We start from the raw sequence: 22066 nt of genomic DNA on the forward strand, positions 1-22066 counted from the left end.
AAAATTCTTTCGTGCCCCACCCAGCAGGCACCGGCGATCCGGCTTTGCCGGTCGCGCGGTGACGCCCCCTTGAGGGGGCGCGCGAAGCGCGTAGGGGGTGGGTCATGCCAAGTGGCTGACGTCGACGAAATGGCCGCGCATGGCGGCCGCTGCGGCCATGGCCGGGCTGACCAGATGGGTGCGGCCGCCGGCGCCCTGGCGCCCTTCGAAATTGCGGTTGCTGGTGGAGGCACAGCGCTCACCGGGCTCCAGGCGGTCGGCATTCATGGCCAGGCACATGGAGCAGCCGGGCTCGCGCCACTCGAAACCTGCGGCCTTGAAGACCTGATCCAGGCCTTCAGCCTCAGCCTGCGCCTTGACCAGGCCCGAACCGGGCACGACCAGGGCCAGCTTCACATTCGAGGCCAGACGGCCGCCGATGCGGCGCACCACGGCGGCGGCCTCGCGCATGTCCTCGATGCGGCTGTTGGTGCAGGAACCGATGAAGACCTTGTCCACATGGATGTCGGCAATCGCCTTGTTGGGCTCCAGGCTCATGTACTGCAAGGCGCGTTCGATGGCGCCGCGCTTGACTGCGTCCTTTTCCTTGTCCGGGTCTGGCACGCGGGCGTTCACATCGAGCACCATCTCGGGCGAGGTGCCCCAGGTGACTTGCGGGCGGATCTGGCTGGCGTCCAGTTCGACCACCGCGTCGAAATGCGCACCGGCATCCGAATGCAGGCCGCGCCAGTACTGCACGGCCAGATCCCATTCGACGCCGGTCGGCGTGAAGGGCCGGCCCTTGACGTAGTTCAGAGTGGTCTCGTCCACGGCGATCAAGCCGGCGCGGGCGCCGGCTTCGATGGCCATATTGCAAATCGTCATGCGGCCTTCCATGGTCAGCGCGCGGATGGCCGAGCCGCCGAACTCAATGGTGTAGCCGGTGCCGCCGGCCGTGCCGATCTTGCCGATGATGGCCAGCACGATGTCCTTGGCGCCGACGCCGGGCACGACCTGACCCTCGACGCGGATCAGCATGTTCTTGGCCTTCTTGGCCAACAAGGTCTGCGTGGCCAGCACATGCTCGACCTCGGAGGTGCCGATGCCATGAGCCAGGGCACCGAATGCCCCATGCGTAGACGTGTGGCTATCCCCGCAGACGACGGTCATGCCGGGCAGCGTGGCGCCCTGCTCCGGGCCGATCACATGGACGATGCCCTGGCGCTTGTCGTTCATCTTGAACTGGGTCACGCCGTGGCGGTCGCAGTTCTGGTCCAGGGTGTCGACCTGCAGCTTGGAGATCGGGTCGGCGATGCCGCCGCTGCGGTCGGTGGTGGGCACATTGTGGTCGCTGACCGCCAGATTGGCCGACAAACGCCAGACCTTGCGCGAGGCCAGCTCCAGGCCTTCAAAGGCCTGCGGGCTGGTCACCTCGTGCAGCAGATGGCGGTCGATGTAGAGCACGGCCGTGCCGTCGTCTTCGGTGTGGACGACATGCTCATCCCAGAGCTTGTCGTAGAGCGTGCGAGCAGTCATGACAGTCTTCTTTCCTTCAATTCATTCGATGAGTTCGGTTCGGCTTGAGGGTCCATCAAGCCTTGGGCGCCGGCGGGCAGAGGCTGTCGACAAAGCGCTGCAGCACGGCCGGCAGGCGCTCCTGGCGCAGCACGCCCAGGCAGTACTCGCGCACGGCCCAGTCTTCGTCCAGTGCCAGCAGCTTGACGTCGAACACGCGCGAGAAGCGCTCGGCGGGCCCACCGGGCAGCACGGCCACGCCCAGGCCGGCCTCGACCAGTTGGGCAATCGCATCAAAGCCGCGCACCTGGATGCGGGCGTTGAGCGTGCGGCCCAGGGCCTGGGCCTGCTGGCGCATCATTTCCTGGGCCGAGGCGCCGGCATGCAGGCCGATCAGGTCGTAATCGAGCAGGTCGGCAAAGCGCACGCGGTCCTGCGCCGCCAGCGCATGGCGCTTGGGCACCAGCACGGCCAGGCGGCCACGGGCGTAGGACCAGGTCTGCAAGCGGCTGTCCAGCAAGGGCGCGGTGAACACACCGGCATCGGCCCGGCCCTCGGCCACCGCCGCCTGCACCTCGGCGCTGGTCAGGTCTTCCAGGCTGATGCGGATTTGCGGGTGGCCCTGGCTGAAGGCCACCAGATCGGCCGGCAGGCATTCGGCAATCGCGCCGCTGTTGGCGGCAATGCGCAGATGGCCCTTGATGCCGCGGGCGAACTCCACCACCTCGCTCTCAAGCGCATGCAAGGAGGCATGGAGGGAGCGGATGTGGCGCACCAGGGCGCGGCAAGCCTCGGTGGGCTCGACCCCGCGCGAACGGCGCTCGAAAAGCTGCACGCCCAGGCGGGCCTCCAGATCGGACACCCGCTTGCTGGCCGCGGCCAGAGCCAAATGCTCCTGCTGCGCACCGCGCGTGATGGAGCGCGTCTGCTCGATGGCCAGCACGAGGTTGAGGGTGGTCAGATCAAGGCGCATGGGTGTGTCCGAGTTCGAAGGTCCGACAAGAGCGGGAAATCAGGGTCCGTGGCGCGAAGAAAAGCAAGTTTGGTATGCGGGAACCAGCACCGATCGCAGGGCAGACCGGCGGCAATCACCCTCGAGAGACGAAATTTAGCTTTCGCCAACAAGATGCGCACACAGAGTTCAACAATTACATCTTCGCGCCTCACGAAGTCTAAACCAGCCAGGCACGCTGTGATTCCATGTTTCTCAGCAAGCGCGAAGATGGGGCTCCGGATGTGCAGCAGGCCGCTCGGCCACAGAACTCAACCCCAGAGGCATTGGCAAAGGCCCCATCCCAGCAGAACGCCGAAAGTGTCGCGTTCACCCAGATCCGATCCACTGTCAGGTCCACGACAGGCCGGCCGCACGCAAGTGAGAAATGAGCCCAGGAATGCACACATTCCTGCGCTTGGGCGGGCGGGGTGCGGCCTAGGATGACTCACTCACCTTCTTGATGAATCGTTCGCGATTGCCGCCCATGCCTCAACTGCACACCTCCCCCCATCGCGCCCACAAGGGCATTTTGTTCAGCCTGCTCGCATGCGGCACCCTGCTGGGCCTGTGCGCGCCGGTCCGAGCCGCCGAGGGCGGCCCCGAGAGCGTGCACATCTGCCACGAGAACGAAGACGCCTTCCCCTGGCTGCTCAAGGACAAACCCGGCTACAGCCAGATCATGATGACGCAGCTGGAGAAGCAGCTGGGCACGCCGATCAAGCTGGTGCCCATGCCCTGGAAACAATGCCTGGCCGAAGTCAAAAGCGGCAAGATCGACGGCGCCATGAACGCCAGCTTCAGCGCCGAGCGCGCTGAGTTTGCCCATTACCCGCTCAAGCTCGACGGTGAAGCCGACGCCACCAAGCGCATGTACCGCGCCACCTACGCGCTCTACAAGACCAAGGGCGCCAGCGTCAGCTGGGACGGCAAGGCCCTGTCCGGCAATGGAACCTTCGGCGCCCAGGCCGGCTTTTCCATCGTCGCGCAGCTGAAGCAGCTGGGCGTCAAGGTCGAAGACAACGCGCCCACGGCCGATGAGCTGCTGAACCGCGTGGCCTCGGGCCGCTACCTCGCCGCGGCCCTGCAGACCACCGAGGCCGAGGCCTCGCTGGCCGCCCTGCCGGCGCTGCACAGCAAGATCGAGCGGGTCAGCCCGCCCCTGGTCGACAAGGCCTACTTCACCATCTTCTCCAAGCCCTTCTTCACCAAGCATGGCCAGACGGCGCGCGAGGTCTGGCGCCTGCAAGGCAAGCTGCGCGAATCGCCCGAGTTCAAGGGTCAGGTCTCGCACCTGATGAAGTCCGTCGACTGATTCGCAAGCCTGCAACAGCAACAACAACGGCGGCCCTCGGGTCGCCGTTGTTCTTGGTGGGTGCAACTGCTCACGGCCACATGGGCCACCCGCTGAGGGGAGCAGGCTGTTAACCTAGGCGCACACGGCCGGTCCGGCAGCGCGGGAGCAGACTTGGGCGAGGCACAGCAAGGCGACGCTGGCGCAGGGCAAGCCGCCCAGGCGCAATGGCAGCAGGACGAATCGGGTCTGCGGCTGCGCCTGAGCGGCGATTGGCGTGGCGGCCCCATGCTGCCGCCGCCCCCCGAACCACAAGACTCGACGGATCCGCGCGAGGCCGCCCGGCCCCTGCTCATGCATGTCGACGGCCAGGCCCTCAGCCATTTCGACAGCCGCCTCGCCGCCCAGCTCTGGGCCCTGAGCCGCAGCCGCCAGCAGGCGCTGAATACCGAGGCCCTGCCGCCGGGATTGCGCGGCATGCTGGACCTGGCCGCTCGCCAGAGCGCAGGCGATACGCCGAACGGCAAACGCCGCCCTCGCTGGCTCACGCGCATCGGCCTGGACTGGCAGGCCCGCTACCGCCGCACGCGCGACACCCTGGCTTTCACCGGCGAGCTCTTGATCGCCGTCTACCGCGCCCTGCGCGGCAGCACCGCCATGCGCGGCGAAGACATGGCCCAGCAACTGCACGCCACCGGCCCGGCCAGCCTGCCCATCGTCACCCTGGTCAGCTTTCTGGTCGGGCTCATCATTGCCTATATGGGCGCGGCCCAGCTGCAGCGCCTGGGCGCGCAGGCCTTCATGGCCGATCTGGTGACCATCGGCGTGGTGCGCGAAATCGCAGCCCTGATGACCGGCATCATGCTGGCCGGCCGGGTCGGCGCCGCCTTTGCCGCCCAGCTGGGCAGCATGCAGGCGAATGAGGAGATCGACGCCTTGCGCGCCCTGGGTTTGAACCCGGTCGAGCACCTGGTGCTGCCGCGCGTGCTGGCCATGGCCTTGATGGCTCCCTTGCTGACCACCTTTGCCGCCGTGGTGGGCATGCTGGCGGGCTTGCTGGTGGCCGTGGGCATCTTCCATGTCGAGCTGCTGGACTACCTCTACCGCAGCTCCAAGGCCATCACCCTGGCGCATGCGGGCATCGGCCTGCTCAAGGGCACGGTCTACGGCGTGCTGGTCGCCATGGCGGGCTGCCGCCAGGGCCTGCATGCCGGCCGCAGCGCCCAGGCCGTGGGTGAAGCGACCACGGCCGCCGTCGTGCAAGCCATCATCTGGATCGTCATCGCCGCATCGGCCTTGACGATTGCCTTTCAACGTCTGGGCTGGTGATGGACGCGCAGCCGCAACAGGCCTTGCCCGTGCCCTTGCCCTCGCCCTTGCTTCGCGCCGAGGATCTGACCCTGGCCGTGCCGGGGCGCGTGCTGCAGCAAGGCATCAGCTTCGAGCTGCAGCGAGGCGAGATCCTGGTGCTGATGGGCGGCAGCGGCTGTGGCAAGAGCACCCTGCTGCGCCATCTGATCGGCCTGCAGACGCCTGCCGCGGGCCGTGTACTTTATGGCGAGCAAGACCTGGCCGAGGCCGACGACGACACGATGGCGCAGCTGCGCCGCCAGTTCGGCGTGATGTTCCAGGGCGGGGCGCTGTGGAGCTCGATGACGGTGGGCGAGAACGTGATGCTGCCGCTGACCGAGTTCAGCGAGCTGGACGAAGACGCGGCCGAGCAGATGGCCCGATTCAAGCTGGCCCTGGTCGGCATGGAAGCCGCCTTTGACGAGCTGCCCAGCGCCCTCAGCGGCGGCATGAAAAAGCGTGCCGCCATCGCCCGCGCCATGGCCCTGGACCCGCCTCTGCTCTTCCTCGATGAACCCTCGGCCGGCCTGGACCCGCTCAGCGCCGCCAGCCTGGATGAACTGATCCTCAATCTGCGCGATCATCTCGGCACCAGCATCGTGCTGGTGACGCATGAATTGAGCAGCATCTTTGCGGTAGCCGACCGCGCCCTGTTTCTCGATGCCAAGGAGAAAACCATGACCGCGCTCGATGCCCCGCGCCGTTTGCTGGAGACTGGCCCCGAGGCGGTGCGCCTGTTTTTGCGCCGCGGCGTAACGTCCGGCTCGGGAGGCCTCGCATGAGAAAGCGCCACGGCCACCCTGCCCTGCTGGGCCTGTTCGTCGTCACCGCCCTGATCCTGCTCTTCATCGCCGTGTTCGTCATCGCTGGCGGCAAGCTGCTGGGCGGCAAGGAACGGGTGGTAATGTACTTCCACGGCTCCATCTACGGCTTGCAGATCGGCGCGCCGGTGGTGTTCCGCGGCGTGCACCTGGGCAATGTCAGCGCCATCGGCGTGGCCTACAACAATGCCAGCAATGCAGTGTCCATCCCGGTGGAAGCCGAACTGGAGCGCGACATGATCGGCAATCTCAGCGGCGAACGCCTGCCGGGCAGCGGCGCCTCCTCGCTCAAAGCCCTGGTCGAGCGTGGCCTGCGGGCCCAGCTGGGTCTGCAAAGCCTGCTGACCGGGCAGCTCTATGTGGACCTGGACTTCCGACCCGACAAACCCACCGTGGGCAGCACCGTCGAGGCCAGCCGCTATGTGCAGATCCCCACCGTGGCCACGCCCTTTCAGGACCTGCGCAACCAGGTGGACGGCCTGGACATCAAGCGCCTGGTGGGCGACCTCTCGGCCATCGCCAGCACCGGCCGGCGGCTGATCGAGGGGCCCGAGCTGAGCCGCGCCCTCAAGGACATCGAGGCGGTAAGCGCCAGCCTGCGCCGCCTCAGCCAGCAGCTGGACCGCCGCGCCGGCCCGGTGGGCGACGCCGCCCTGAACGCCCTGGCCGCCACCCAGGACGCCATGGAGCGCATGAGCCGCGCGGCCGTGACCGTCAACGAATCGGCCGAGCGGGTGGGCAAGACCTTCAATCCCGAGGGCGCCGTGGTGCAGGACCTGCGCCGGGTCTCCACCGAACTGGCCCGCGCCGCCGCGGCGGTGGCCGATGTGGCACAGGACGAGGCGCCGCTGAACCAGAACCTGCAGCGCGCGCTGAGAGACATTGCCCAAGCCGCCCGTGCCCTGCGCGAGCTGGCCGACACCCTGGACCAGCAACCCGAAGCCGTACTCAAGGGCCGCGCCAAATGAGCAGATTCCTCAATCGAATGAAGGCCGTCCCCGTGCTGATCGGCCTCAGCCTGCTCGCCGCCTGCGGCAGCTCCCCCCAGGTGCAGTACTACCAGCTGCGCGCGGAACCGCCCGGTACATCATCCAGCCCAATCGCCGCCCCGGTCTCGGCCGATTCAGCCTCGTCGGCCTCCGCTGGCATCTGGGCCCTCGGCCCGGTGCAGATCCCCGAGTACCTGGACCGCGACGCCATCGTCCGCCCCAGCGGCCAGGCCATGCTGCGTCTGACCCCGAGCGAGCGCTGGGCCGAGTCCCTGCGCGACGCCATCCCCCGCCTGCTGCAGCAAGACCTGGCCCGCTTGCACGGCAGCGCCCGCATCTGGCGCCTGCCCCTGCCGCCTGGGCTCTCGGCCGAACGACAGCTGCGCGTGGACATCCAAAGGCTGGACGCAGACGCAGGCCCACGCCCGCTGCTGGTGCTGCTAGCACGCTGGACCTGGCTGGACCCCAGTGGCCGCCAGCCTCCCCAGGTGCACGAACAGCGCTTCGAAGTGCCGGCCGGAGACGGCAGCACCGATGCACTGGTGGCGGCGCATCGGGCCGCGCTGTGGGCGCTGGCCCAGGCCATCGGGGCACACTAGGGCCGCCCGGCTCAAGCCCCCATCAAAGCCTGACCGCACACCCGCAAGGTTTGACCCCGCACGGCGCCCGATTCCGGCAAGGCCAGGAAAGCGACGGCCTCGGCCACGTCGCGGGGCTGGCCGCCCTGGGACAGGGCGTTGAGGCGGCGGCCGGCTTCGCGGATCAGCCAGGGGACCTGGCGGGTCATGTCGGTTTCGATGAAGCCGGGGGCCACGGCATTGACGGTGGCGCCGCGGGAGGCCAGCACGGCACTGCGAGCAGCGACGTAGCCGATCAGGGCCGACTTGCTGGTGGCGTAGTTGGTCTGGCCGGCATTGCCTGCTATGCCGCTGATGGACGACAGGCAGATCTCTCGCGCGCCGGGCGCCAGCAGATCGGCCTGATCCAGCGCCGCATCGATGGCCAGGATGGCCTGCAGATTGACGGCCATGACCTGCTTCCACTCGGCCTCGCTCATCTTGAACAGGCTGCGGTCGCGGGTGATGCCGGCGTTGTGCACCAGCACATCGACCGCCAGGCCGGGGTGTTGGCGCAGCCAGTCGCAGAGCGCCGCGGGAGCTGCGGCGCTGGAGATGTCCAGAGCCAAGGCGTCGCCCTGGATGCGCCGCGCCAGCTCGCGCAAATGCGGCTCGGCCGAGGGCACGTCGATGCACAGCACGCGAGCGCCCTCCTCGGCCAGGCGCGCCGCCGTGGCAGCGCCCAATCCCCGCGCGGCACCGGTGACCACGGCCAGGCGCTCGCGCAAGCGGCCCGGCACCGAAGGGAGTTCAGGGCTCGCATAAAGAGCCTGGCCTGCATCCAAACGCAGAATCCGCCCGGACACGTAAGCGCTGCGGGCGCTGCAGAAAAAGCGCAAAGGCCCCAGCAAAGCGCTCGCCGCCGCGACCGGCACCTGCAGCGCATTGACGGTGGCCGCATGGCTGCGGCCCAGCTCCTTGGCCAGGCTGCGCACGAAACCGTCGATGCCCTGGGCGGCCGCCGCAGCCTCGGGCGAGACGCGAGCGGCCTCCAGCGGGCAAGGCGCCAGCAGCAAGAGCTTGGCGCAGGGCGCCAGGCGGCGCAGCAGGGGCGCAAAAAAGCTGCGCAGCTGGGCCAGGGACGCGAGCTCACGGCAGCCGGTGGCGTCCAGCACGGCGATGTCGACGCGGGCCGACGCATCGGCGGCCAGGTCTGTCTCCATCAGCAGGCGGGCGCCCAGTGCCTGCAGCAAGCTTCGCGCAGCTTCGCCCGCATGCCCGCCCGGCATGGCGGTCAATACCAGCTGCCGGCCACGCAGCTCGTCGCTGCCGTAGGGGCCGGCCTCGCGCCGCAGGACGCGTGGGCGCGGCAGGCCGAGCGCACGCACGAGCGGGCCCGTCAAGCGGCCAGCTGCCAGGCCGATCAAAGGATCTGAGTTCGAAGCCATGGCGGTCCGCGAAGGGATCGATCAGCCCAGCGCGGCGATGACCTCGGCCGGCGCCTGCACCAGCTCGATCAACACGCCTTCACCACCGATCGGAAACTCGGCGCTGGACTTGGGGTGGATGAAGCAGATGTCGTAGCCGGCCGCACCCTTGCGGATGCCGCCCGGCGCGAAGCGCACGCCGTTCGCCGTCATCCACTCGACGGCCTTGGGCAGGTCGTCCACCCAAAGGCCCACATGGTTGAGCGGCGTGGTGTGCACGGCCGGCTTCTTCTCGGGATCGAGCGGCTGCATCAGATCGACCTCGATCTTGTGCGGGCCCTGGCCGATGGCGCAGATGTCTTCGTCGACGTTCTCGCGCTCGGAGACGAAGTTGCCGGTGACCTGCAGGCCCAGCACATCGACCCAGAGCTTGCGCAAGGCCTGCTTGTCGGGGCCGCCGATGGCGATCTGCTGGATGCCGAGGATCTTGTAGGGTTTCATGTTTGGTACACCACAAAAGGAAATGTTTCAGTCGGTTTGCTGAGCAGGGGAAGAGGAAGTGAACGTGTGAACAGGTGAGCAGCGCTGCGCGCTTGGTGAACCATTCACCTGTTCACCTGTTCACCTGTTCACCTGTTCACCTGTTCACCTGTTCACCTGTTCACCTGTTCACCTGTTCACCTGTTCACCCCTCAACCTCACTCAAACCTCAGAATCAGCTGATCCACCGACAAGCTCTCGCCCACCTTGGCCAGCACCTCGGCCACCTTGACGTCACGCTCGGCGATCAAGATGTTCTCCATCTTCATGGCCTCAATGACGGCCAGGCGCTCGCCGGCTTGCACGGTCTGGCCCGGATGCGCAGCGATCTGAACCAGCAGGCCCGGCATCGGCGAGAGCAGGAACTTGCTGGTGTCCGGCGGGGCCTTGAAAGGCATCAAGGTCTGCAGCTCGGCCGCGCGCGGCGAGAGCACATTGACGAGGATGGCATAGCCGTTGTGCTGCAAGCGATAAGCCAGCGGCTGCTTGGCCGTGCCGCGCTCGGCCTGGGCCACAAAGGGCTGGCCGTTGACGGTGCCGGTCAGGCGGATGTCGTTCAGGCGCGAGTTGCAGACGATGCGGTAGCTCTTGGCCTCAGCGCCTTCACCGACGCGCACCAGCGCCTCGCCGAGGTGCCCCACGAACTCGGAGATGTGCAGGGCGTGGCGGGCTTGCTGGCCGGCCGTGCCCTCGGACACCAGGGCCACGTAGTCGTGCTCAATGCGCACCTCATGGCCCGGCAGCTGGCCGCTGATGCCAGCCTCGCGCTCGCGCGCCTTGCGGCGGATGAAGCCAGCCAGGGCAACCAGGAACAGCGGATCGCTGTGCGGCACATCTTCGGCGCGGAAGCCGCCGCTGTAATGCTGGGCGATGAAGCCGGTGTTGAAGTTGCCGGACTTGAAGTCCTCATGCGCCAGCAGGGCCGACTGGAAGGGGATGTTGCTGGAGATGCCGCGGATGACAAAGCCATTCAAGGCTTCGCGCATCTTGGCGATGGCGTCGGCCCGGTCGCGGCCGTGGACGATGAGCTTGGCGATCATCGAGTCGTAGAACATCGGGATCTCGCCGCCTTCGTAGACGCCGGTGTCGACCCGAACGCCGCCCCAAGCGGTGTTCGTCACTGCCTCGCCGCCGAATGAACCTTGGGCATAACTCTCACCCTGCAGGGTCAGCGTGCCCTGCTCCAGATTGGCCTGCGGCGGCTGGTACTTGACCAGGCGGCCGGTCGAGGGCAGGAAGTTGCGGAAGGGGTCTTCGGCATTGATGCGGCACTCGATCGCCCAGCCTTCGCGCTTGATGTCCTCTTGCTTGAGGCTCAGCGGCTCACCGGCGGCCACACGGATCATCTGCTCGACCAGGTCCAGGCCGGTGATGCACTCGGTCACCGGGTGCTCCACCTGCAGGCGGGTGTTCATCTCCAGGAAATAGAAACTCTGGTCCTTGCCGACCACGAACTCCACCGTGCCCGCGCTCTGGTAGTTCACCGCCTTGGCCAGGGCCACGGCCTGCTCGCCCATGGCCTTGCGGGTGGCTTCGCTGATGAAAGGCGACGGCGCTTCTTCGATCACCTTCTGGTGGCGGCGCTGGATGGAGCATTCGCGCTCCCACAGGTAGAGCGTGTTGCCCTGGCTGTCGCCCAGCACCTGGATCTCGATGTGGCGCGGCTCCTCGACAAACTTCTCCATGAAGACGCGGTCGTCGCCAAAGCTGTTGCGCGCCTCATTGCGGCAGCTGCTGAAGCCTTCGAAACATTCCTTGTCATTGAAGGCCACGCGCAAGCCCTTGCCGCCACCGCCGGCGCTGGCCTTGATCATCACCGGGTAGCCGATGCCCTGGGCGATCTTGACCGCCTCTTCGGGTGAGAGGATGGGCTCGTTGTGGCCCGGGATGGTGTTGACCTGGGCGGCGTTGGCCAGCTTCTTGGAGGCGATCTTGTCGCCCATGGCGGCGATGGAGCCATGCTTGGGGCCGATGAAGGCAATGCCCTCTTCCTCGACCCGGCGCGCGAACTCTTCGTTCTCGCTCAGAAAGCCGTAGCCGGGGTGGATGGCCTGGGCGCCGGTCTGCTTGGCCGCCGCGATGATCTTGTCGGCCACCAGATAGGACTCGCGGCTGGGCGCCGGGCCCAGCAGCACGGCCTCATCGGCCAGCTCCACATGGCGAGCGTCCTTGTCGGCCTCGGAGTAGACGGCCACGGTCTTGATGCCCATCTTGCGGGCCGTCTTGATGACCCGGCAAGCGATCTCACCGCGGTTGGCGATCAGAATTTTTTCAAACATGATGTCTTGTCCCCATCAAAAACTTGTTCAGTCGGCTGACGTCAACGCTGTGCGGAAAAACGCAGGCGCCCAGCCAGGCAGAGATCGGTCCATTCGACGACGCGGCGCTCGATCCAGGCGGCGCCCTGCCCCTTGGCCGCCGCGGCGCCCTGGTAGGCAAAGCTCAGCATGGCCGGAGCGCGCTGCGCGTACTCGCTGCCGTCACTGAGCGCACCTTCGCGCTGCAGATCGGCCAGGGCCTGGCTGCGCGACAGGCCATCGACTCGGTAGAGCAGGATCACCGGCAGGCTGGCCAGATCGTTGCCGCAGGCCTCCACGCGGCTGGCGGCCGCTGCGCCGTAGCGCTGCAAGGCGCAGGCCGCGAATTGCTGCTGGGCCGAGGCGGCTTCTGGCGCCGAAGCAGGCTGTGATGCTGCCTCGGCATGGGCTTGCGCGTGGCTCGCCACGCAGTCCGCTGCAGGCAAAGCAGCGTGTACGCTGCCGCAAACCAGCAGCTGCCCGGCCCAGACCACGAGCGCCTTGGCGAAATTCACAGCGGAATGTTCCCGTGCTTGCGCCAGGGGTTGTCCAGCTTCTTGTCCTTGAGCATGACCAGGGAGCGGCAGATGCGTTTGCGGGTCTCATGCGGCTGGATCACATCGTCGATGAAGCCACGGGCGCCAGCGACAAAGGGGTTGGCAAAGCGGGCCTTGTACTCCGCTTCCTTGGCGGCCAGCTTCTCGGGATCGCCCTTGTCCTCGCGGAAGATGATCTCCACCGCGCCCTTGGCGCCCATCACCGCGATTTCGGCGTTAGGCCAGGCGAAGTTGACATCGCCGCGCAGGTGCTTGGAGGCCATCACATCGTAGGCGCCGCCGTAGGCTTTGCGGGTGATGACGGTCACCTTCGGCACCGTGCACTCGGCATAGGCATACAGCAGCTTGGCGCCATGCTTGATGATGCCGCCGTACTCCTGGCTGGTGCCTGGCATGAAGCCGGGCACATCGACGAAGGTGATCACCGGGATGTTGAAGGCATCGCAGAAGCGCACAAAGCGCGCGGCCTTGATGGAGCTCTTGATGTCCAGGCAGCCGGCCAGCACGAGCGGCTGGTTGGCGACGATGCCCACCGTCTGGCCCTCCATGCGGGCAAAGCCGGTCAAGATGTTCTTGGCGTAGTCGGGCTGCAGCTCGAAGAAGTCGCCGTCGTCGACCGTCTTCTGGATCAGCTCCTTCATGTCATAGGGCTTGTTCGGGTTGTCCGGCACCAGAGTGTCGAGCGAATGGTCGAGGCGGTTGCCGGGGTCACCGCTGGGCCGGGTCGGCGCCTTCTCGCGGTTGTTCAGCGGCAGGTAGTTGAAGAAGCGGCGCAGCATCAAGATGGCTTCGACATCGTTTTCGAAGCTGAGGTCGGCCACACCGCTCTTGCTGGTGTGGGTGCCAGCGCCGCCGAGCTCTTCGGCCGTCACCTCTTCGTGCGTCACCGTCTTCACGACCTCGGGCCCGGTCACGAACATATAGCTCGAGTCCTTGACCATGAAGATGAAATCGGTCATGGCCGGCGAGTAGACCGCGCCGCCAGCGCACGGGCCCATGATCATGCTGATCTGCGGGATCACGCCCGAGGCCAGCACATTCTTCTGGAACACATCGGCATAGCCGCCCAGGGAGGCCACGCCTTCCTGGATGCGTGCGCCGCCCGAGTCGTTGAGGCCGATCACCGGCGCGCCGACCTTCATGGCCTGGTCCATGACCTTGCAAATCTTCTCGGCATGCGCCTCGGACAAGGCGCCGCCGAAAACGGTGAAGTCCTGGCTGAAGCTGAAAGCCAGGCGACCGTTGATCATGCCGTAGCCGGTGACCACGCCGTCACCGGGGATCTTGTTCTCGGCCATGCCGAAATCCACGCAGCGGTGCTCGACAAACATATCCCATTCTTCAAAGGTGCCTTCGTCGAACAGCAGCTCCAGGCGCTCGCGCGCCGTCAGCTTGCCCTTTTTGTGCTGGGCAGCGATGCGCTTTTCGCCGCCGCCCAGCCGGGCCTGGGCACGTTTTTCTTCCAGTCGTTGTTGGATGTCATGCATGGGAAGTCCTTTCGTAGGGCCGTCCCAAGGAAGGACGCGCCCCCTCGGGGGGCAGCCCATTCATTGGGCGTGGGGGTTTCATTTCTCGTCTCCGGAGAAGAAATTCAACAGTTGGCGTGCTGCGGTGGAGGGCGCCAGGCGGCCCTGCAGCACATCTTCGGTGATCTGGGGCAGCTGGGCACTCACGGCCGGCGAGGCGGCAAACTGCTGGCGCAAGCCGGCGTGGATGCGCTCCCACATCCAACTCTGCGCCTGTTGCTGGCGTTTGGCCAGCCAGTGGCCTTGGGTCTGCTGCAATTCGCGGTAAGCACTGACCTGCGCCCAAAAGCGCTCCAGCCCATCGCCCTGCTCGGGCTTGAGCGCACTGAGCTGCATCACTTGTGGGTGCCAGGTCTTGCCCGACGTGGCGTGGTCCGTGTGGCTGTGGCCGTGGAAGCCGTAGATCCGCAGGCTGGAGCCGATCTGCGCCTGGGCGCGGGTGGCGGCCGCCCAATCGAGATCGGCCTTGTTGATGACGACCAGATCGGCCAGCTCCATCACGCCCTTCTTGATCGCCTGCAAATCATCGCCGGCGTTGGGCAGCTGCAGCAGCACATACATGTCCGTCATGCCGGCCACGGCGGTTTCGCTCTGGCCCACACCGACGGTCTCGACGATGACCACATCGAAGCCAGCCGCTTCGCAGACCAGCATGGCCTCGCGCGTCTTCTCGGCCACGCCGCCCAGGGTGCCGCTGCTGGGGCTGGGGCGGATGTAGGCGCGCTCGTCCATCGAGAGCCGCTCCATGCGGGTCTTGTCGCCGAGGATGGAGCCGCCCGAGACGCTGCTGCTCGGGTCCACCGCCAACACAGCGACGCGGTGGCCGCGTGCGATCAGAAACAGGCCCAGGGCCTCGATGAAGGTGCTCTTGCCCACGCCGGGCACGCCCGAGATGCCGAGGCGAAAGCTCTTGCCTGTGTGCGGCAGCAGTTCGGTCAGCAGGGCATCGGCCTGGGCGCGGTGATCGCGGCGGGTCGACTCCAGCAAGGTGATGGCCTTGGCCATGGCCCGGCGCTGCTGGGGGCCGGGAGCGGCCAGCAAAGCCGGCGCCAGACTCGGGCTGGGCAACACGAGCGTCATGCGCGCCCCAGCCGCTCGCCTTGAACGCCCGACCAGACCGGCGCAATGCCGTCCGGCACCTGGGCCAGGCGGGCCTCCTCACCAACGACAGGCAAGCGCCAGAGGTAGTCGATGTCGAACTCGCTCTCGCCCACCGCCTTGAAGCCATGGCGCAGATAAAAACGGTTGGCATCGCTGAGCTTGAGGGCCGAGAGACTGAGGTCTCGCCCCGCCCGCCGCGCCTGGTCCTTGGCCCAGCTGAGCACCCAGGAGCCGATGCCCTGGCTTTGTGCCGCGGGCTGCAGATAGAGCTGCTCGAGACGCAAGGCTGGCGCTTCACCCGCGGGCGTTTCGCGCAGCATCAAGAACCCGACCCGCTCGCTGCCGCGGCAGATGTGGCGCATGGTCTCGGGCTCGAACAAGGCCTCAAAGCGATCGCGGCTGCGCACGAGGTCGAAGCGCCCCAGTCGCTCCAGGCTGGGCCGCAAGGCCTCCATGCGCAGCTGGAACAGCGCATCCAGATCCTCGGCCGCCACCGGCTGCAGCTGATAGGCACTCATGCGCGGCTCCCGGTGCCGCTCACGCCGCAGCGGCCGTCAGCGACTGGCGGATCTGTTCCAGCACATCCTTGGCACTGGCCGGGATGGGGGTGCCGGGGCCGTAGATGCCTTTGACGCCGGCCTCATAGAGCATGTCGTAGTCCTGCGCCGGGATCACGCCGCCGACGAAGACGATGATGTCATCGGCACCTTGTGCCTTCAGCGCCGCGATGATGGCCGGCACCAAGGTCTTGTGACCGGCGGCCAGGGTCGAGATGCCGACCGCATGGACATCGTTCTCGATAGCTTGGCGGGCGCATTCCTCGGGGGTCTGGAACAGGGGGCCGATGTCGACATCGAAACCCAGATCAGCGTAAGCCGTGGCCACCACCTTGGCACCACGGTCGTGGCCGTCCTGGCCCAGCTTGGCGACCATCACGCGCGGGCGGCGTCCATGGACGTCAGCAAAGGACTTGATCTCGTCCTGCAGCTTGGCCCAGCCCTCGGCCGAGTCGTAAGCGGCGGCATAGACGCCGGTGACCTTTTGCGTGTCGGCGCGGTGACGGCCGTACACCGCCTCGAGTGCATCGCTGATCTCGCCCACCGTGGCGCGCAGGCGCACAGCCTGGATGCTCAGGTCCAGCAGATTGCCTTGGCCGGACTTGGCGGCTTCGGTCAGGGCATGGAGCGCGGCCTGGACGGCGGCACTGTCGCGGCTGGCCTTGATGGCCTTGAGCCGCTCAATCTGGCCGTCACGCACACGGACATTGTCGACATCGAGGATCTCGATCTTGTCTTCCTTGGCCAACTTGTACTTATTGACGCCCACGATGACATCGCGCCCAGAGTCGATGGCCGCCTGCTTCTCGGCCGCGCTGGCCTCGATCTTGAGCTTGGCCCAGCCGCTGTCCACCGCGCGGGTCATGCCGCCCATGGCCTCGACCTCTTCGATGATGGCCCAGGCCTTGTCGGCCATGTCCTGGGTCAGCGATTCCATCATGTAGCTGCCGGCCCAGGGGTCGATCACGCTGGTGATGTGGGTCTCTTCCTGGATGATGAGCTGGGTGTTGCGGGCGATGCGCGATGAAAACTCGGTGGGCAGGGCGATCGCCTCGTCCAGCGAATTGGTGTGCAGGCTTTGCGTGCCGCCGAAGACCGCGGCCATGGCCTCGATGGTGGTTCGCACCACATTGTTGTAGGGGTCTTGCTCGGTCAGCGACCAGCCCGAGGTCTGGCTGTGCGTGCGCAGCATCAGGCTCTTGGGGTTCTTGGCCTCGAATCCCTTCATGATCCGGCACCAGAGCAGGCGCGCGGCCCGCATCTTGGCAATCTCCAGATAGAAGTTCATGCCGACCGCCCAGAAGAAGGACAGACGCGGTGCGAAGTCATCGACATCCAGGCCCTTGGCCAGCGCGGTCTTCACATACTCCTTGCCGTCCGCCAGGGTGAAGGCCAGCTCCAGCGCCTGGTTGGCACCGGCTTCCTGCATGTGATAACCCGAGATCGAAATCGAGTTGAACTTGGGCATCTTCTGCGCCGTGTACTCGATGATGTCGCCGATGATCTTCATCGAGGGCTCGGGCGGGTAGATGTAGGTGTTGCGGACCATGAACTCCTTGAGGATGTCGTTCTGGATGGTGCCGCTCAACTTGTCCTGCGAAACGCCCTGCTCTTCCGCCGCCACCACATAGCCCGCCAGCACCGGCAGCACGGCGCCGTTCATGGTCATGGAGACGGACACCTTGTCGAGTGGGATCTCGTTGAAGAGGATCTTCATGTCCTCGACCGAGTCGATCGCCACACCGGCCTTGCCGACATCGCCGGTCACGCGCGGATGGTCGCTGTCGTAGCCGCGGTGGGTGGCCAGATCAAAAGCCACCGACACGCCCTGCCCGCCCGCCGCCAGGGCCTTGCGGTAGAAGGCGTTGCTTTCCTCGGCGGTGGAGAAGCCCGCGTACTGGCGAATCGTCCAGGGCCGCACCGCGTACATGGTGGCCTGCGGGCCGCGCAAAAAAGGCTCGAAGCCCGGCAATGTGTCGGCGTAAGGCAGGCCCGCCGTGTCGGCCGCGGTGTAGAGCGGCTTGACCGTCAGGCCTTCGGGCGTGTGCCAGTTCAGGGCCGAGACATCGCCTCCGGGGGCGGATTTGGCGGCGGCTTTTTCCCACTGCGCCAGCGTGGCTTGCGGGAATTCGAACGCTTGCTTCTTGGATTCAGACATCTCTTGGCTCCTGCGGACGCCCCATCATAGCGCGACCATCATTCATAATTATAAATTCAGAATTGACGCTACACTGACGGCGACGCACCCCACCATGCCTGCCGAACCCCGCTCGATCAAGCCCAGCCCGGCACTCGGAACAGCCGCTCCGGCGCTCCCGCTTGCCCACGCACTGGCCCACCGCGCTCTCTATCAAGAGGTGGCGGAACATCTGCGCCAACAAATTTTCAGTCGCCAGCTGGAACCCGGCGCCTGGATTGACGAACTCAAACTCTGCGGCGAACTGGGCATCAGCCGTACACCGATGCGGGAAGCGCTCAAGGTGCTGGCAGTCGAAGGCCTGGTGACCATGAAGCTGCGCCGCGGCGCCTATGTCACCGAGATGAGCGAGCGCGATGTGCGCGAGGCCTATCAGCTGCTGGCCCTGCTCGAGAGCGACGCCGCCGCCCGCGTGGCCGCCCAGGGCAGCGACACCGACCTGGCCGAACTTCAGGCCCTGCACGATGAGCTGGAGCGTCAGGTGGACGAGCGCGACGACTTCTTCGCCGCCAACGAGCGCTTTCATCTGCGCCTGCTGGAGATCGAAGCCAACCGCTGGCGCCAGCAGATCGTCACCGACCTGCGCCGCGTGATGAAGCTCAACCGCCACCACTCGCTGTTCAAGCAGGGCCGCTTGCAGGATTCCCTGCGCGAGCACCGCGAGCTGATGCAGGCCCTGCAAGCCCGGCGCGCCGACGAGGCGGCGCGCCTGATGCGGGCGCATTTCGACAACGGCCTGGCGGCCGCAACCGGCGCCTGAGCAGCGGCGGCATCCAAAGCCTGGAACTGGGGGCCAAGCACCCGGCTCCACCTGGGTTTTGACGGCGGCACTGCCGTGCAAACTGCACGGCATCCGGGCTCGCTGCTGCGCACGCCAGCCCCGCCTTCATCCCATCCCCGCAAGGAGCGCCCCGACATGAGCATGAGCCGCGAGCAGCTGGAACAGGCCGCCAAAGCCTGGTGGTACTACACCGTGGAACTGGCCCCAGGCCTGATCGCACCGGGCAGCTACCCCACCGACTTCCCCTACATGCCGCGCATGCTGATGCGCAATGCCCATCTGCACGGCCAAGACTGCCTGGACCTGGGCACCATGGAGGGCGTGATCCCGGTGCTGATGCACCGCAAGGGCGCCAAACGCATTGTCGCGGCCGACGCCGTGCCGCACTGCGCCGACAAGATGGCTTTGCTGCAAAACGTCTACGGTGCGAGCTGGGATTTCCGCGAGATCGGCCTGATGTACGAGCTCTCGCAGAAGCTGGCGGCCGATGGCATGTTCGATTATGTGAACCTGTCGGGCGTGCTCTACCACGTGTTCTCGCCCATGCACACCCTGGCCAGCGCCCGCCCCCTGGTCAAGAAGAACGGCCTCTTCATGCTCTCCACCAATGTGGTGAACGAGCAGTCGGACCTGATGCACTTCAACACCGCCGGCAAGCTGCAGACCGAGCCCAACACCTTTTGGTACCCCAGCATCCCGCTGCTGGAGTACATGCTGCGCTACTTCAACTTCGCACCCATCGACTGCCTCTACAGCCGCCACCCGTCCAACAGCCCCCTGCATGTGGCGGGCAAGGAATGCGGCTTCATCTCCATCGTCTGCCGCGCGGTCGACCCCGGCACCGCCCTGCCCCCGGGCGACAGCTGGGGCCGCCACTCCATGCTGGGCAGCTGGGAATATGTGGGCCTGTCCAAGCAGAACCACGACCCGGCCCTGCCGCCCTCCACCATCGGCTATGACCTGCCCGAGTCCCTGCAGGCCATGGTCGCGCAGAAGGGCGCGATCGACCTGCACCTGGCCGTCAACGAGCTAGGCCGCCGCGTCGAGCGCGCCAAGCGCGTGGAAGACACCTATCTGCTGAGGCTGATGGACGAGTCCTGATGAGGGCTGCCCTCGCTCGAGGGCAGGATTGCGGGCGACCAAACTCAGTGGCTGGAGCCTGCACGAAGCAGCCTTTGGTTTTGCTCGTGAGGCCCTGCAGCCCGTGCCGCAGCCGGGCTCATGGTTCCGGGGTCGGCCCTGGCGGGCCGACTTCCCTGCGCTGCTCGCGCCTCGGGGCTGGCGCATAACTCACTTCGCTCCCTGCGTTCGCTTCGTTCAGACAGAAGCGCCAAGTCAGAACTTGAAGCGCGCGGGTACGCGCGCGCCCCGAGGCGCTGTGCTGCTCGGCCCGGCACAAATCGCCCGGCAGCGGCACGGGCTGCAGGGCGCTTGCATCGCGATCGATCGGCCCCATCAACGGTGGATCCCGCCGAATCCGGAGGTGGCTCGGCCCGCCGCCGGGCGATTTGTGCGCGGCCGAGGGCGCAGCGGAGCGGCTCAGGCGCGTGTACTCACGCGCTTCAAGGTCTGACTCGGCGCCACCTGTTTGACCACAGTGAGCGCAGCGAACGGAGGGAGTTTGGCGCCGCTGAGCCGCGCAGTGAGCACCGAGAGGAGGCGGCTCACAGAGCCGACCCGCGAACCATGAGCCCAGCGGCGGGCCGAGACAACGCAGCGTGAGCGATCAGCGCAAGGGACGACCGCAAAGTGCCACAAGCTGCCCCTCACATCTCAGCAGATAGGTGCGCTCATTGAGAAGCGCCGCAAACCTTCTTGCCTGAACTCAGGCGCCTCCGTCCGGCCTCTCTTCCACCCGCCCCACCACCCGAGCTGGATTGCCCGCCACGATGGACAACTCGGGGGCCTGGAAATGCGGCTGCAGCACGGCGCCGGCCGCGATCACGCAGCCGCGGCCGATGCGCACGCCTTTGAGGATGGTCACGCGCGAGCCGATGAAGACCTCGTCGCCGATCACCACCTCGGCCGGCCGTGGGTCGGGCTCGCGGCGGTGGGCCAGGCGCAAGTCGTGCAGATTGCTGTCCATGACTTGCAGCTCGGCGCCGACCAGGCAGTTGGCGCCAAAGCGGATGGCTGCACCTTCCGAGATCAGGTTCAGTCGGTTGTTGAACACAGTGCCCGGGCCGATCTCGATCAGCGAATCGGGCGTGCGAGATTCCACATAGCTGCAGGCATAGCTGCCTGGCGAGCGCGGCACGCCAAAAACGGTGCTGGTGCTGAGCACGATGCGCCCGGCCCCCTTGAGCACCGTGGGTGTGAGGAAGTTGAGGCTGCGCGAACCCGGACCATGGATCTCGATGCGCTGCTTGTCGGACACATGAAAGAAATAGTGCACCAGCAAGGCGCGCACCCAGGTTTCCAGCTCCAAGGGCGAGCTGCGCGAGATCAGGCCGCGCAGGCGTTCCAGTCGGTTCTGCAAGGCCATGTTCAAAACCCGTGGGATTGCAAAAAGCCATGCCAGGCTTCGACAAAGGCCGCTTCAGCCCCTTCGCTGCCCTGGCCCAGCTCCAGCAGCAGGGGCACAAAGGCCATCACGTCCGGCTGATCGGCATAGTTCTTGACCAGGGCCCCGGCCATGCCGGTGGCGCACATCCGCATCTGCTCCGGCGTGACCTGGCCGATGCGGCAGCCGCCGACGGCCAGGGCCACATAGCCGAGGTAGGCGGCTTTCATGTGCGGGCCATTGCGCTGGGCCGAATGGCCCTCGCCACCGGCGCGGAAGTAACCGAGCCGGTCCTGGATGTAGCCGATCGGCGCCTGCAGGCTGGCGGCCAGGAAGAAACCCAGGTCCCACAAGCCCGCGTAGGACACGCCGCCAAAGACCGGTTGCTCCAGCAGCTCGGCGCAGCGCGCCCGGATCACGCAGTTGGAGAACTCCCCCAGCCAGTTGACGCTGCCCGGCACCGTGCTCGAGAACATGGCCTTGGGGCCCATGGACATGATGCGGCTGTTGGAGCTGGCAATCGCCTCGGGCACCGGCATGCCCTCGATGGGCTGGCCGCGTTCGTTGGCATTCCAGCGAGCGCTGATGCTGCAGGACAGCTCGGCCATCTGGTGGGTCTGCAGATGCTGGGCGTAGAAGTCCGGAAAGATGACGTCGTCGTCCAGCAGGATGTGGAAGAGCTCGCTGCGGCCCGCCCAGAGCCGCACCAGGTTCTTGAAATTCTCGTAGGCGCCGGCCCGGCGGCCGACATGCAGCTCCAGCGGCAGCGTGGCCACCCAGTTGGCGTAGCGCGGGGAGAGCAGCAGCTGCGTGAACTCGCCGCCGGGGCTGTCGTCGGAGATGACGATCCGATCCGGCTTGCGGGTCTGGGTCATCAAGCCGGCCAGCAGCTCTTGCAGGTATTTGGTCTTGTAGGCCGGGATCAGGGTGGTGATGTGCATGGCGCGCGACGGTCTCACCGCAGCTTGCGGCCCTGCCATTACATCGAAGACGCAGAGCGCACAGCGCGCCAAACAAGCGAGCAATGCGCCCCCTTATGCGACCTTCGTTTTTCGCGCCACTTCCTAACATCGGTAGAGCCTCG

19 protein-coding genes are annotated in these 22066 nt (G+C 66.5%); 7 read left to right on the forward strand and 12 right to left on the reverse strand.

Going from position 1 to position 22066, the window contains the following annotated elements; translation table 11 throughout:
- Window positions 1-102 precede the first annotated feature (102 nt).
- Both leuC and C1O66_RS05145 read right to left on the reverse strand, forming a co-directional pair.
- Complete coding sequence (gene leuC / locus C1O66_RS05140; protein WP_102766901.1) at window positions 103-1515, reverse strand: 3-isopropylmalate dehydratase large subunit; 1413 nt, start codon at window positions 1513-1515, stop codon at window positions 103-105.
- Window positions 1516-1570: 55 nt separating this feature from the next.
- Complete coding sequence (locus C1O66_RS05145) at window positions 1571-2467, reverse strand: LysR family transcriptional regulator (protein ID WP_102766902.1); 897 nt, start codon at window positions 2465-2467, stop codon at window positions 1571-1573.
- 505 nt (window positions 2468-2972) lie between these two features.
- Between C1O66_RS05145 and C1O66_RS05150 the strand changes: the two genes are divergently transcribed.
- The 5 genes from C1O66_RS05150 (at window position 2973) to C1O66_RS05170 (ending at window position 7538) form a co-directional block, all read left to right on the forward strand.
- Window positions 2973-3800 (forward strand): substrate-binding periplasmic protein, encoded by an 828-nt coding sequence (locus C1O66_RS05150; protein WP_165794490.1) that lies wholly within the window; start codon window positions 2973-2975, stop codon window positions 3798-3800.
- 153 nt (window positions 3801-3953) lie between these two features.
- Window positions 3954-5108, forward strand: a complete 1155-nt coding sequence (locus tag C1O66_RS05155) for an MlaE family ABC transporter permease (RefSeq protein WP_243392713.1) — start codon at window positions 3954-3956, stop codon at window positions 5106-5108.
- The gene (locus C1O66_RS05160; RefSeq protein WP_102766904.1) at window positions 5108-5911 is read left to right on the forward strand and encodes an ABC transporter ATP-binding protein; all 804 of its coding nucleotides are present in this window, start codon (window positions 5108-5110) and stop codon (window positions 5909-5911) included. Before C1O66_RS05155 ends, C1O66_RS05160 begins: the two co-directional genes overlap by 1 nt.
- Window positions 5908-6918 carry an MlaD family protein gene (locus tag C1O66_RS05165; protein ID WP_102766905.1) on the forward strand — a complete coding sequence of 337 codons (1011 nt, stop codon included), beginning with the start codon at window positions 5908-5910 and terminating at the stop codon, window positions 6916-6918. Before C1O66_RS05160 ends, C1O66_RS05165 begins: the two co-directional genes overlap by 4 nt.
- Before the next feature lie 17 nt (window positions 6919-6935).
- Entirely contained in the window at window positions 6936-7538 is a 603-nt protein-coding gene (locus tag C1O66_RS05170; RefSeq protein WP_165794491.1) for a PqiC family protein, read from the forward strand.
- Between the two features lie 11 nt (window positions 7539-7549).
- On the opposite strand, the gene C1O66_RS05175 is transcribed toward C1O66_RS05170, so the two are convergent.
- The 8 genes from C1O66_RS05175 to scpA form a co-directional block, all read right to left on the reverse strand.
- On the reverse strand, window positions 7550-8944 hold the full coding sequence (locus C1O66_RS05175) for a 3-oxoacyl-ACP reductase (RefSeq protein ID WP_102766907.1): 1395 nt from the start codon (window positions 8942-8944) through the stop codon (window positions 7550-7552).
- Between the two features lie 21 nt (window positions 8945-8965).
- Window positions 8966-9424: a VOC family protein gene (locus C1O66_RS05180; RefSeq protein ID WP_102766908.1), complete on the reverse strand. Its 459-nt coding sequence runs from the start codon at window positions 9422-9424 to the stop codon at window positions 8966-8968.
- A gap of 197 nt (window positions 9425-9621) precedes the next feature.
- Window positions 9622-11742, reverse strand: coding sequence for an acetyl-CoA carboxylase biotin carboxylase subunit (locus tag C1O66_RS05185; RefSeq protein ID WP_102766909.1), 2121 nt, complete (start codon window positions 11740-11742; stop codon window positions 9622-9624).
- Window positions 11743-11783: 41 nt separating this feature from the next.
- Window positions 11784-12275 (reverse strand): hypothetical protein, encoded by a 492-nt coding sequence (locus tag C1O66_RS05190; protein ID WP_102766910.1) that lies wholly within the window; start codon window positions 12273-12275, stop codon window positions 11784-11786.
- On the reverse strand, window positions 12272-13804 hold the full coding sequence (locus tag C1O66_RS05195; protein WP_102766911.1) for an acyl-CoA carboxylase subunit beta: 1533 nt from the start codon (window positions 13802-13804) through the stop codon (window positions 12272-12274). The genes C1O66_RS05190 and C1O66_RS05195 overlap by 4 nt, the downstream gene beginning before the upstream one ends.
- A 78-nt stretch (window positions 13805-13882) precedes the next feature.
- Window positions 13883-14923: a methylmalonyl Co-A mutase-associated GTPase MeaB gene (gene meaB, locus C1O66_RS05200; RefSeq protein WP_102766912.1), complete on the reverse strand. Its 1041-nt coding sequence runs from the start codon at window positions 14921-14923 to the stop codon at window positions 13883-13885.
- Window positions 14920-15462: a GNAT family N-acetyltransferase gene (locus C1O66_RS05205; RefSeq protein ID WP_102766913.1), complete on the reverse strand. Its 543-nt coding sequence runs from the start codon at window positions 15460-15462 to the stop codon at window positions 14920-14922. The genes meaB and C1O66_RS05205 overlap by 4 nt, the downstream gene beginning before the upstream one ends.
- A gap of 19 nt (window positions 15463-15481) precedes the next feature.
- Window positions 15482-17659, reverse strand: a complete 2178-nt coding sequence (scpA, locus tag C1O66_RS05210) for a methylmalonyl-CoA mutase (protein ID WP_102766914.1) — start codon at window positions 17657-17659, stop codon at window positions 15482-15484.
- 94 nt (window positions 17660-17753) lie between these two features.
- Here scpA and C1O66_RS05215 point away from each other — a divergent pair, with 94 nt between their 5' ends.
- Together C1O66_RS05215 and C1O66_RS05220 are read left to right on the forward strand one after the other, a co-directional pair.
- Window positions 17754-18458, forward strand: coding sequence for a GntR family transcriptional regulator (locus C1O66_RS05215; RefSeq protein ID WP_102766915.1), 705 nt, complete (start codon window positions 17754-17756; stop codon window positions 18456-18458).
- Window positions 18459-18614: 156 nt separating this feature from the next.
- Window positions 18615-19580, forward strand: coding sequence for a class I SAM-dependent methyltransferase (locus C1O66_RS05220; protein ID WP_102766916.1), 966 nt, complete (start codon window positions 18615-18617; stop codon window positions 19578-19580).
- 724 nt (window positions 19581-20304) lie between these two features.
- On the opposite strand, the gene C1O66_RS05225 is transcribed toward C1O66_RS05220, so the two are convergent.
- Window positions 20305-20964, reverse strand: a complete 660-nt coding sequence (locus C1O66_RS05225; protein ID WP_102766917.1) for an acyltransferase — start codon at window positions 20962-20964, stop codon at window positions 20305-20307.
- Window positions 20965-20966: 2 nt separating this feature from the next.
- The gene (locus tag C1O66_RS05230; protein WP_102766918.1) at window positions 20967-21923 is read right to left on the reverse strand and encodes a glycosyltransferase family 2 protein; all 957 of its coding nucleotides are present in this window, start codon (window positions 21921-21923) and stop codon (window positions 20967-20969) included.
- Window positions 21924-22066 lie beyond the last annotated feature (143 nt).

Source organism: Paucibacter aquatile (assembly GCF_002885975.1).
GTDB lineage: Bacteria > Pseudomonadota > Gammaproteobacteria > Burkholderiales > Burkholderiaceae_C > Paucibacter_A > Paucibacter_A aquatilis.